Origin of the sequence: Qipengyuania pacifica (assembly GCF_019711555.1) — a bacterium.
In the GTDB taxonomy this organism is placed as follows: Bacteria; Pseudomonadota; Alphaproteobacteria; order Sphingomonadales; family Sphingomonadaceae; genus Qipengyuania; species Qipengyuania pacifica.
This window is the reverse complement of sequence record NZ_JAIGNQ010000004.1, coordinates 80269-92980: the sequence shown is the minus strand read 5'-3', so window position 1 is coordinate 92980 and position 12712 is coordinate 80269. Positions and strand designations below refer to the sequence as shown.

Genomic DNA, 12712 nt, shown 5'->3' with positions numbered 1-12712 from the left:
GTTGCCGGAAGGGGCAGGCCGGGGCGGGATCAGTACCCGCTGGCCTGCCCATCCTTGCGCATTTCGGTTGCGCCGGTCAGCACGCCGGTTTCGGGATCCCGGGCGATTGCCTGATATCCGCCGAACATGATGCCGTTGTCGATCACTTCGACCTTGTGGCCCATGGCCTGCAACCGCTCCACTGTTTCGGCGGGAATGCCGGGTTCGACGAACAGGGTGCCGAGCGGGTCGGCAAAGGGACCATTCAGCGCCTCTGTCGGCTGTGGGCCACCATCGTGGTTGAAGCGCGCGGCATCGCCTGCTTCCTGCAGGTTCATGCCGTAATCGACGATGTTGACCAGTACCTGCACATGGCCCTGCGGCTGCATGCCGCCGCCCATCAGGCCAAGGGTCATGTAGGGCTGGCCATCCTTCTTCACGAACGCCGGGATGATCGTCTGGAAGGGGCGCTTTCCGGGTTCGTAGGCATTGGGATGCGCGGGATCGATGCTGAATAGTTCGCCGCGATCCTGGAACATGAAGCCGGTGCCGGGCGCAACCAGCCCGCCGCCCATGCCGCGATAGTTCGACTGGATAAGGCTGACCATCATGCCATCGCCGTCCACCACTGTCATGTAGGTGGTATCGCCTTCGCCCTCCAGCTTCGGCTCGCCCGGTCCGAATTCCGGAGTGGCACGAGCCGGATCGATGAGTCCGAACCGCTCCGCACCGTATTCGTCCGATAGCAAGGCCTGCGGGAACGGGCTGAAATCCGGATCGGCGTAGAAACGTGCAACGTCAGCGTAAGCGAGGCGCTTCGCTTCCACGAGATAGTGCATCGCTTCGGGACTGCCACGCTCCCACTGCGACAGGTCGATATTCTTGAGAATGTTGACCATCTGCAAAGCAGCAAAGCCCTGGCTGTTCGGTGGCAATTCGCACAGTTCGTAGCCATCCTTGTATTCCGCACAGGCAGGCTCGACCCACTCGCTGTGATGGGAGGCGAAATCTTCGCGGGTGAAGGCGCTGCCCTGAGCCTGAAGATAGTCCACCATGACATCGGTGAGCGCACCATCGTAATAGGCGTCACGCCCCTCGCGGGCGATGGTCTCGAGCGCATTGGCAAGGTCGGGGTTGCGGAAAATCTCCCCAGCCTCGGGGGCGGCGCCGTCGGCGAACCAGACCTTGCGCGCATTGGAGAAATCGAATTCATCCTCGCGCGCGGAGTAGGCCTTGAACGCCCGGTCGAGATACATTCCGATGACCGGGGCGATGGGGTGGCCTTCGCGGGCATACCGTATGGCAGGCGCGAGGTTATCGGCCATCGGACGCTTGCCGAACCGCTCGTGCATGGCAAACCACGCATCGACCGTGCCCGGAATGGTAATCGGCAAGGCGCCATAGGGAGGCAGGGCATCGGCGCCGTTCAGTTTCTGCTTGAGCTGGTCGAGCGTCTGGCCCTTCGGGCTGCGGCCCGAACCGTTGATGCCGTAAAGCTTTCCGCTCTTGGGATCATAGATGATCGCGAACAGATCGCCGCCTATGCCATTGCCCGTGGGTTCCATCAGGCCGAGCGCGGCATTGGCGGCAATCGCCGCATCGACCGCGTTGCCGCCATCCTTGAGAACGTCGAGCGCGACTTGCGTGGCAAGGGGATGCGCGGTGGCCGCCATGCCATGCTGTGCGATTACCGGACTGCGCGACCAGTTCGCGCCGACCGGACGGCCGCCGGCGCCAATCTGCTGCTCGACAGAGGGCTTATCCGCGGAGACCTGCGCTGTGGCAGGGCTCACGGTCAGGGCAAGGGCGGCAGCGCCGGCCAGTAACGCTTTCATATTCGTCTCCTCCGTTTGGGAGACGTGTGAAGAAAGCGTGTCAGGCTGGCAAGGGGCGCTCGGTCGTTCCCGACGTTGCCTTGCTCACCATGACGATTGCAATCCAGGCGGCAATGAAGCCGGGAACGATCTCGTACAGGCCCTGATTCATTCCCGGCAGGGCCGAATTCCAGCCGAGCGCGATCCAGGCCATGACAACGGCAGCACCAGTAACGAGACCGGCAACTGCACCGGTGCCCGTCATGCGATCCCACGTCAGCGACAGGATGATAAGCGGCCCGAACGCCGCGCCGAAGCCGGCCCATGCGTTGGAAACGAGGCCGAGCACCTCGCTCTCGGGGTCGCTGGCTATGATGATGGCCGCGATCGCCACGAGAGCGACGCAGATGCGCCCCACATTCACGCTTTCGCGTTCGGAAGCATTCTTGCGGAAGAAGAGCTTGTAGAAATCCTCGGTCAGCGAACTGGAGGCGACCAGCAGCTGGGAGGAAATCGTCGACATGATGGCCGCTAGAAGCGCAGCCAGAAGGAAGCCGGTCACCAGTGGATGGAACAGCAGGTTCGCCAGGACGATGAAGATCGTTTCGGGATCTTCGACGACAATGCCGTTGCGCTGCGTAAAGGCGCGGCCCGCGATCCCGATGCCGATGGAGCCGAGCAGTGCCACGCCCATCCACGTCATGCCGATGTTACGAGCGGGCCGAACCTTCGCCACCGTATCGATTGCCATGAAGCGCACGATAATATGCGGCTGACCGAAGTATCCGAGACCCCAGGTTACAGCGCTGATGAAGCCAAGAACGGTCAGGCCGTTGGTAAGACTGAGAAAGCCTTCGACAGGAACCTGCGTGAGCGAACCGCCCGCACTGCCACCTTCGCCGAACATCACGACCAAGGGCATTACAACCAGCGCGACGACCATGATGAGGCCCTGGACGAAATCCGTCAGGCTCACAGCCAGGAAACCGCCAACCATGGTATAGGCAAGCACCACAAGCGCCGTGATCCAGATGCCCAGCATGTAATCGGACATGCCCACATCGCCGAACAGTCCTGCAAAGCTTGTTTCGAACAGCTTGCCGCCACCGACAAGTCCTGCAGCGGTATAGACCGCGAAGAAGACCACCACGATCAAAGCCGACACGACCCGCAGCGCCACGGCCCTATCAGGGAAGCGATTGGCGAGGAATTCCGGAATGGTCAGCGCATTGCCGTAGCTCTCGGTCTGTTCGCGCAGACGCGGCGCCACGATGAACCAGTTGGCCAGTGCGCCGATGAAAAGACCGATGCCGATCCATGCTTCGACCAGGCCGCTGGCATAGAGCGCGCCGGGCAGGCCGAGCAGCAACCAGCCGCTCATGTCCGAAGCGCCAGCCGAAAGCGCGGCCACCGCAGGGTGCAGATTGCGACCGGCGAGGAGATACCCTTCGCTGGTATCGGTGGAGCGTTTCCAAGCCCACAGACCGATCGCGATCATGAGAATAAAATATAAGGCGAGTGAAATATATGTTCCCGTTGGCATGGGTGCGCCCTTTAACAGAACCGCGGACCAATGGCCACTGCACGGGTTTCGGGTGGAAAACCGCCGCTGTGCGTCATCGATACCGCGCCGATGCGAAAACCCGAGTGTGACTTGAAAGCGACACTTCAGAAAAGCTGCATTTAGCAAGGGAACGCGGGCCAGCCTCGGGCGTCTGTGTTGCAACAGGGTCAAACAGTTACAGGGTTTCTCAATGAAAAAATCGACACTTCTGGCAACCGCCGTTCTGGCGGGCGCAATCGCTCAGCCTGCCTTCGCGCAGGACAGCAATCCGGACTACTTTAACGGCGTCTATGTCGGCGGCACGCTCAGCGTCGAATCCATCGACGATGGCAAGGACGAAGGTCTGGCTTTCGACACCGACGGCGACGGTGAATACAACGATGTCGTACGCACCATTACCGGTGCAGATGCGTTCTCGCCCGGTCTGTGCAACGGTCGGCCGAATGCCGGTCCGGCTACGCCGACCTGCAGCGACGACGAACAGGAACTGGGCTACGCTATCAAGATCGGTATGGACCGTCGCATCGGCGACATGTTCGTAGCCGGTGTGGTGCTGGAAGGTTCGAAGTCGAACGCTACCGATTACACCACCGGGTTCAGCACGACGCCTGCGAGCTACACCATTGCCCGTGAGATCGATTATGCTGGCGCTCTTCGCGCACGCCTCGGTATCTCGCCCGGTGATGGCCGCGGTCTTCTCTACGCCACCGGTGGTGTGACGTATGGCCGGATCGATCACGAATTCACCACGACCAACACTGCCAACAGCTTCACCCCGGTGAACGGCGATGAGTGGCTGTGGGGTGCACAGTACGGCGCAGGTGCAGAAATCTACCTGACCGACAGCATCAGCCTGAACGTGGAATACCTTCGTACCCACTTCGAAAAGGACGATTATTACGTTGTAGTCGGCGCCGGTTCGGCTCCTGCAACCAACCCGTTCCTGCTCGACTCGGGCGAAACGAACCTGCGTTCGACCGGACGTCAGCTCGAAGTGAACTCGTTCCGTGCGGGTCTCAACTTCCGCTTCTGATCCAGGTCACAAGCTAAAATAGAAAGGGCGGTCGCATCGCTGCGGCCGCCCTTTTTGTATGTCCGATTTGCTAGTGCCGCCGGGCTACTTTCCGTAGCCAATGCCGGCGGTAGCTTCGGCGAAGAGCTTAGCTCTGCGCTGCGCGCTTGGCGCGCTTGCGTTCATGCGGATCGAGGATCGCCTTGCGCAGGCGAATGCTTTCGGGCGTGACTTCGACCATTTCGTCGTCATCGATATAGGCGATGGCCTGTTCCAGCGTCATGACGCGGGGAGGAGTCAGGCGGATGGCGTCGTCCTTGCCGGTCGAACGGAAGTTCGTCAGCTGCTTCGACTTCATCGGGTTCACTTCGAGATCGTCCGGCTTGGCATTTTCGCCGATGATCATGCCTTCATAGATCTTGGCGCCGCCCCGGATGAACAATTCGCCGCGGTCTTCCAGCGCGTTAAGCGCATAGGGGACCGCTTCACCCGGGACCATCGAGATAAGCACGCCGTTCTGGCGTCCTTCGATGGGGCCGCGATAGGTATCGTACTTCTCGAACAGGCGGTTCATGATGCCCGTGCCGCGCGTGTCGGACAGAAATTCGCCGTGGTAGCCGATAAGGCCGCGGCTGGGAGCGGAGAAGGTGATGCGTGTCTTGCCCTGGCCCGACGGGCGCATCTCTGTAAGCTCTGCTTTACGGCGCTGCATCTTCTCGACGACGGTACCGGAGTGTTCGTCGTCCACGTCGATGACGACCGTTTCGAATGGCTCCATACGCTGACCATCTTCGGTGCGGAACAGCACGCGTGGGCGGCTGATGCCGAGTTCGAATCCTTCGCGGCGCATCGTTTCGATGAGCACGCCGAGCTGGAGTTCGCCGCGACCGGCGACTTCGAAACTGTCCTTGTCTTCGCTTTCCGTGATGCGGATGGCGACATTGGTTTCCGCTTCGCGGTAAAGGCGATCGCGGATCATGCGGCTGGTAACCTTGCTGCCTTCGCGACCGGCGAGGGGGCTGTCATTGACCGAGAACTGCATGGCGAGCGTAGGCGGATCGATCGGCTGGGCTTCGATCGGCGTCTTTACGCTCGGATCTGCGACGGTGTTCGACACCGTGGCCTTTTCCAGACCTGCAAGAGCGATGATGTCGCCCGCTTCGGCGCTATCGACCGGCACGCGGTCGAGGCCATCGAAGCTCAGCAGCTTCGTCGCGCGGCCGACTTCGATCACATTGCCCTTTGAATCGAGCGCATGGATCGGATCGTTGACATTCAATTTGCCCGACTGAACGCGTCCGGTCAGAACACGGCCCATGAAATTATCGCGGTCGAGCAGAGTGGCGAGGAAGCTGAAAGGCGCTTCCGCATCGAGGCCCGGCGCGGGTACGTGGTCGACGATCAACTGGAACAGCGGTTCGAGATTGCCGTCGCGGGCGTGCTCGTCATCGCTGGCATAACCATCGCGACCCGAAGCCCACAGGCTGGGGAAATCGAGTTGGTCGTCATTGGCATCGAGCGAAGCGAAGAGATCGAAGACTTCGTCGAGAACTTCCTGGGGACGCGCATCGCCGCGGTCGATCTTGTTGACCACAACGATCGGACGCAGACCGAGAGCGAGTGCCTTGCCGGTAACGAACTTGGTCTGCGGCATCGGGCCTTCGGCGCTGTCGACCAGCAGGATCACGCCATCGACCATCGAGAGGATACGCTCGACCTCGGCGCCGAAATCGGCGTGGCCCGGGGTATCGACGATGTTGATGCGCTTTCCGTTCCACTCGACGCTGGTGCACTTTGCAAGGATCGTGATCCCGCGTTCTTTTTCCAGGTCGTTCGAATCCATCGCGCGTTCTTCCACGCGCTGGTTTTCGCGGAAGGTGCCGGACTGGCGGAAAAGCTGGTCGACAAGAGTGGTCTTGCCATGGTCGACGTGGGCGATGATCGCCACGTTGCGCAGGTCGCGGGACATGAAGTGTGCTTTCGATTAGGGTGCCGTAGCGTCAGCGCCCAGTGGCACTGCTTGTTTCGGTGGCGCCCCTAGCGGAGATGCTGCAATGCGGCAAGGTGTTGCGGTGTAACGCGAAAGGCACAGTCGTCGAGTCAGCTATGGCGTTGGTCCGCTAAATGCTTGAGAGGGCGGGGGAGTCTGGTAGTTGCGCCCTTGCATGCGCGCATTTTTTGGGAGCCGCGCAGCGTACCAAGATACGTCTTGAGAGAAGAGGACCTTTCATGAAATTCACCGCTTTCGGCCGCACCGCGACCGTCCGTACCGTCATGCTTGCAGGGGTAGCCGCTGTTGCGATCCCGGCGAGCGTTTCGGCACAAGATACAGATCTCGAAGAGGTCCAGCAGCAGACCGACAGCGACGGCGACAACATCCCCGATGCTGCCGATGCCTCGACCGGCAATGTCATCATCGTTACCGCCACCAAGCGCGAGCAGACCCTTCAGGAAACGCCCGTCTCGGTCAGCGTCACCAGCGGCGAAACGCTGGAGCGTGCGGAAATCCGCGACTTGCAGGACCTTCAGACCGTGGCCCCGTCGCTGCGCGTCAGCCAGCTTCAGAGCTCGGCGAACACCACCTTCATCATTCGCGGCTTCGGCAACGGCGCCAACAATGTCGGTATCGAACCGTCCGTCGGCGTATTCATCGACGGCGTCTATCGTTCGCGCTCGGCATCCTCGATCAACGACCTCGCCAATGTGAGCCGCATCGAAGTGCTGCGTGGACCGCAGAACACGCTGTTCGGCAAGAACGCCAGCGCCGGCGTCATCTCGGTCGTTACCCGTGAGCCGCAGTTCGAGTTCGGCGGTTCGGCCAGCTTCACCTACGGCAATTTTGACCAGATCGTCGCCAAGGCCGACATTACCGGCCCGCTGACTGACTCGATCGCCTTCTCTCTCGACGGCACCTACAACAAGCGCGACGGTTTCGTCGACGTCGTGAACCTCGATGAGAAGATCAATGAACGCGATCGCTACGTCGTTCGCGGCCAGTTGCTGTTCGACAATGGTGGCCCGCTTAGGGTTCGCGCGATCGGCGACTATTCCAAGATCGACGAACTGTGCTGCTATGCCGGCAACGTTCTTGCCGGTCCGACCGTCCCGCTGCTGTTCGCCGTTGGCGGGCAGCTGGCAGTCGAAGACGTGTTTTCCGACCGTGCCTTCCTCGACACGCTGCCGGTCAACGACATCGAGAACTACGGCGGTTCGGTCCAGGCCGACCTCGACCTCGGCTCTTTGACGCTGACGTCGATCACGGCCTATCGCGAACTGCGCGCATTCAACCAGCAGGACGTGGACTTCTCCAGCGCGGCCGTGGTCAGCGAGTTCCGCAACCAGGCGGTCGACACCTTCACGCAGGAACTGCGCGTCGCGTCCGACTTCGACGGTCCGGTGAACTTCCTGCTCGGTGGCTATTACTTCAACGAGAAGGCAAAGCAGAACAGCGGTCTCGACAATGGCGAAGATGCGCGCGCGTTCTTCGATCTGCTGGCAGGAGGCGGCACTCCCGGCACGCTGTCCTTCGTTGAATCGCAGCTCGGCATTCCGGTCGGCGCTACCTTCGCAGAAGGTCCTTCGACCCGCGAATTCTTCACGCTCGATAACGAATCCTACTCGGTCTTCGGGCAGGTCGATTTCGAAGTGACGGATCGCCTGACCCTCACCGCCGGCTTCAACTACACCGACGACAGGAAGGATTTCTCGCTCCGTCAGGATTCCTTCGATCCGCTGGCGAATGTGAACTTCGTCGATGCTGTCATCGTTGGCGGTATCGCGCAGGCGCTGCAGATCCCCACCTCACAGGTGACGCCCGGCGTGATCCAGCAGTTCGCTGCTGCCCAGCCGGCCGGCTTCCAGCAGATCGCGGCGATTGCGACCACGCCGTGCTCGGCCGGTTCGCCGCCGCCCGCCTGTAACCAGTTGCTCCCCCTCCAGGCGCTGCAGTTCCTGCCGCCGTTCCTGGCGGTGCCCAACGCAGTAGAGCCGGGCAGGACGAATGATGACAATCTGAGCTATACGCTTCGTGTGGCTTACGACGTCAGCGATCGCGTGAATGCCTATTTCACCTATGCGACGGGCTTCAAGGCCAGCTCGGTCAACCTGTCACGCGACAGCCGCCCGACCAACGCCGATTACACGCCTGGTCCTTTCGGTTCGACCATCCTCGCGCCATCTTCGCCGATCCGCGATGCCGGTATTGCGGTGCCGAACCTTTCCACCGGTTCGCGCTTCGCGGCTCCGGAGGAATCAGAAGTTTACGAAGTGGGCCTCAAGGCCGATTTCGACCGGATGGCCTTCAACCTGGCATTGTTCGATCAGACCATCGACGGTTTCCAGTCGAACGCCTTCACCGGCACAGGTTTCGCGCTGGTCAACGCCGGATCGCAGTCGGTCCGTGGTTTCGAATTCGATTCGACGCTCACGCCGATCGATCCGCTCGTGTTCACCTTCGCACTGACCTATCTGGATTCGAAGTATGACAGCTTCCCCGGATCGGTCGTTGGTGACCTTTCCGGACAGCAGGTCGCCGGTGTTCCGGAATTCACCATTGCGACGTCGGCAACCTACACGCACGAGTTCGGCAATACGGGCAATCTGCTGATTGGTCGCCTGGACTATTATCACGAGAGCAACACTCAGATCCTTGACGGCGTACCGGACGCTCCGGATCCGATCGCCCTTGCGCGCAACTATCGCCGCGAAGTAAATCAGGTAAACGGGTCGCTGACCCTCGCGCTCGAAAACGGGTTCGAAATCAGCGGTTTTGTCCGTAATCTGACCAATCAGCGCTATTTGTCGCAGATCTTCCCGGGTGTTGCACAGCCGGGTACGATCTCTGGCTATCCCAACCAGCCACGCACTTATGGCGCTACGGTTCGCTATCGCTTCTGATCGTGGGAAATATTCGAATGGAGAAGGGGGCCCGCGCGGCCCCCTTTATCTTTGTCCCATTTCGGCACAGCATATACGCATTACGCGGTAGTCCAGCTGGATGCGTGATATATCGCAGATGCGACCCGAAGGGCTCGTGCATTGCACCGAGCGCTTTATCTTAGAGCCCCGCGTTCTCGCGGGGCTTTTTTTTGAATCGCCTGGGCTTTTAGAGGTCCCGCAACGCCTGCGCAGGTTTGGCACGCAGTAGCGGCAACGAAGCGCCAAGAGCGAAAGCCAGAACGACGAAGACGCCGAGGCCAAGCACGGCAAGCACTTGGCCCCAATCCGGCAGCCAGTCGAATTCGAACAACTGCGTGATGACCAGCCATGCAGCAAGGCTGCCGATGCCAAGCGCCACGACCGCAAGCGTTGCCGCCAGGGCGACGTATTCGATCAATTGCATAGCAATGATCTGGCGGCGATCGGCACCTAGCACCCTCAGGATGACGGTATCGTACGTCCGCGATGCGCGCGCGGCAGCAATGGCGCCCAGCAAAACGGCAAGACCGGCAAGGACCGCGACGCTGGCCGCGGCAAGCGTGGCAAAGCCGACCTGTTCCAGGATGGTCCGAGCCTGTTCCAGCACACCGCCAACCTCGATCACCGAAGTCGAGGGGAGGGCTGCCACCAGCGATTGCAGAAGTGGGCCGGTCGGCGTGCCCCGGCTGAGCTCGACGGTCGCCGCGAGATTATGCGGTGCATCCTGAAGGGCGTTGGGACTGAGCACGAAGACGTAGTTGAAGCCCATGCTTTCCCAGTCGATGCGGCGCAGATTGGCGATGCGGGCGGTCCGCTCTACGCCGAGTACACCAAAGGTCAGCATGTCGCCGACCTTCAGGCCTGCGGCGTCGGCAAAATCCTCGTCGACCGAAACCAGCGGCTCGCCTGCATACATTGGTCCCCACCACGTGCCTTCGGTCAACTCGTTGCCTTCCGGCAGGCGATCGGCATAGGTCAGGCCGCGTTCCCCGCGCAGGGCCCACGCACCATCCGGAATTTCGTCCAGATCGGCGGTGCGGGTCATTGCCCCTTCGGAGCCGAATGCGAGCACGGAGCCACGCAGTGCAGGGACCGTGCGCCAGCTTGCACCCGGATCCGCATTGCGGACCAACGTCTCGAAGTCGTCCACCCGGTCGCGCGGGATATCGAGCACGAAATAGTCGGGCGCACGGTCCGGCACGCGTTTGGCGATATTGCCGTCGATGGCGCTCTGAACCGCTGCCAGCAGGACAAAGGCCGAAAGTCCGAAACCGAGGGCGGTTACCAGCGCGCCGGTGGATGAGCCCGGGCGATGCAGGTTGGCAAGCGCATTGCGCGCGACCGGGTTGCGCGGCCGGGGAAGGGCGGCGGCGAGCCGGCGAATGCCAAGGCCGAGCAAGGCGAGCAGGCCGAGTATGGCGGCGGCTCCGGCCAGGAAGCTGCCCGAAAGCATGGGGTTGTCGGATGTCAGCAGGGCGAGGGCGACGATGGCGGCGAGACCCCCGCCGACCAAAGCCAGTGCGCGTGGATCGCGCGCCAGCGGCGCGACGCGGGCGCGCATCAGCGCCATGGCCGGGAAATTGCGTGCGCGCAGCAAGGGCGGGGCCGCGAATACCAGCGCCACCAGCATGCCATAGGCCACAGCCAACAAGATCGCGCCGGGATCGATGATCACTCCGCTGGAAACGGGCAGGAGACCCTGCAACGCCGTTGCCAGAAGCGGAACGATGGCGATGCCGGCGGCAATCCCTGCAAGGCTGCCCGCCAGCGTAGCCGCGACGATTTGCAGTGCGTAGATACGTGCGATGTCATTGCTGGTCGCGCCGAGGATCTTGAGGGTGGCGATCCCCTGCCTGCGCGCGTCGAGATAGGATGTGACGCCCCCTCCGATACCGATACCGGCAATAACCAGCGCCGCGAGGCCGACAAGCGTCAGGAACTCGCTCATGCGGTCCACGAACCGGTCGGTGCCGGGTGCAGCGCGGTCCGCCGTATCGATATCGAAGCCGGCGTCGGGAAATTGCTGCTTCAGTTCTTCGCCGACCGCCTCGGTATCGCGGCTTTGCGTGAAGCGAACCCTAGTCTTGGACTGATACATCGATCCTGGCGCGATCAGCCCGGCGCGGATGGGGAGATCCTCTGCCACGATGATTGTCGGACCCAATTGAAAACCTTCACCGAGACGATCGGGTTCATCGGCGATGATCCCGCCGATCGACAACTTCTCCGTGCCGATGTCGATAGTGTCGCCCGGCGCGACGCCCAAGCGATCGGCTGCGCCCTGCGACAGCCAGGCTTCGTCGGAACCTGGAGCGCCCACCGTACGGCCGTCCTCGAGGGTCAAATGGCCATAAAGCGGATAGGCCTTATCGACGGCCTTCAGTTCGATCGGTGCGGCCTGCTCGCCAAATCGCGCCATGGCCTGCATGCGGGTTCCGGCTGAAACATCGCCAAGCTGACCGAGTGCAGCGCGTTCTTCATCGGTAAGGTCACGCTGCCAGAGTTCGATCTGCAGATCGCCGCCGAGATAGGTCCGGCCGTTGGTTTCGATCTCGCGCTCTATCGCTGCCGTCAGCGATCCGATCGCTGCCAATGCTCCCGTGCCGAGAAACAGACAAACGAGTAGAAGGCGCAAGCCGCGAAAGCGAGCGTTGAGATCGCGGCGCGCGATCCGCCAGGCAATCGCCCAGGTCACGCCGCAGTGTCGCTGGCGATGCGGCCATCACCGAGCTGCAGCACGCGCTCGCAATGCTCGGCAAGTTCAGGATCGTGCGTAATGACGAGCAATGTCGCTCCGGTTTCGACGCGGCGGTTGAAGAGAAGTTCCACGATTTCGTGACCCGTGGCGGCATCGAGATTGCCGGTAGGCTCATCGGCGAAGATCAGGTCGGGACGCGGAGCGATTGCACGGGCGATGGCGACACGCTGCTGTTCGCCGCCGGACAATTGCTGCGGGTAATGATCCAGCCTGTGGCCAAGGCCAACCGCTTCGAGTTCGGCTTTGGCCCGCGCCTGGGCGTCGCGTTCGCCAGCCAGTTCCATCGGGGTGGCGACGTTTTCCAGCGCGGTCATGGTCGGTAACAGGTGGAACGCCTGCAACACGATGCCAATGCGCCCGCGCCGGGCATGCGCAAGAGCATCCTCGTCCAGCGTCGCGAAATCTTCACCCGCTACGACCAGGGTTCCCCCGCTGGCACGCTCGAGGCCCGAAAGAACGGCCATCAGCGAGCTTTTGCCCGAGCCGGAAGGACCGAGCAGTGCGACAGTCGATCCACGCGCAATGTCGAGATCGATCCCGCGAAGGATTTCGACGGGAGCATCGCTGGAGCCGAGGGTCAGGGTGAGGTTGCGGGCGGAAATCGCTGCTTGAGAGTTCGTCACGGTACTGCGATGGCATGGAGCGAAAAACTGCACAAGGAAACTCGC

Annotated in this window: 7 protein-coding genes; 2 read left to right on the top strand and 5 right to left on the bottom strand. The window is 61.8% G+C overall.

Annotation, left to right across the window (positions count from 1 at the left end; all coding sequences use genetic code 11):
• Positions 1 to 29 precede the first annotated feature (29 nt).
• The gene (gene ggt, locus K3177_RS13075; RefSeq protein WP_221598607.1) at positions 30 to 1814 is read right to left on the bottom strand and encodes a gamma-glutamyltransferase; all 1785 of its coding nucleotides are present in this window, start codon (positions 1812 to 1814) and stop codon (positions 30 to 32) included.
• Positions 1815 to 1854: 40 nt separating this feature from the next.
• Positions 1855 to 3336 (bottom strand): sodium/proline symporter PutP, encoded by a 1482-nt coding sequence (gene putP / locus K3177_RS13070; protein ID WP_221598606.1) that lies wholly within the window; start codon positions 3334 to 3336, stop codon positions 1855 to 1857.
• Positions 3337 to 3547: 211 nt separating this feature from the next.
• Between putP and K3177_RS13065 the strand changes: the two genes are divergently transcribed.
• Complete coding sequence (locus tag K3177_RS13065) at positions 3548 to 4390, top strand: outer membrane protein (RefSeq protein WP_103024302.1); 843 nt, start codon at positions 3548 to 3550, stop codon at positions 4388 to 4390.
• 127 nt (positions 4391 to 4517) lie between these two features.
• Here the strand turns inward: K3177_RS13065 and typA are convergent, their stop codons facing one another.
• Entirely contained in the window at positions 4518 to 6338 is a 1821-nt protein-coding gene (gene typA / locus K3177_RS13060; protein ID WP_221598605.1) for a translational GTPase TypA, read from the bottom strand.
• A 260-nt stretch (positions 6339 to 6598) separates the two neighbouring features.
• Between typA and K3177_RS13055 the strand changes: the two genes are divergently transcribed.
• On the top strand, positions 6599 to 9265 hold the full coding sequence (locus K3177_RS13055) for a TonB-dependent receptor (protein WP_196845725.1): 2667 nt from the start codon (positions 6599 to 6601) through the stop codon (positions 9263 to 9265).
• Between the two features lie 208 nt (positions 9266 to 9473).
• On the opposite strand, the gene K3177_RS13050 is transcribed toward K3177_RS13055, so the two are convergent.
• Positions 9474 to 11981, bottom strand: coding sequence for an ABC transporter permease (locus tag K3177_RS13050; protein ID WP_221598604.1), 2508 nt, complete (start codon positions 11979 to 11981; stop codon positions 9474 to 9476).
• Entirely contained in the window at positions 11978 to 12667 is a 690-nt protein-coding gene (locus K3177_RS13045) for an ABC transporter ATP-binding protein (protein ID WP_345725406.1), read from the bottom strand. The genes K3177_RS13050 and K3177_RS13045 overlap by 4 nt, the downstream gene beginning before the upstream one ends.
• Positions 12668 to 12712: the final 45 nt, after the last annotated feature.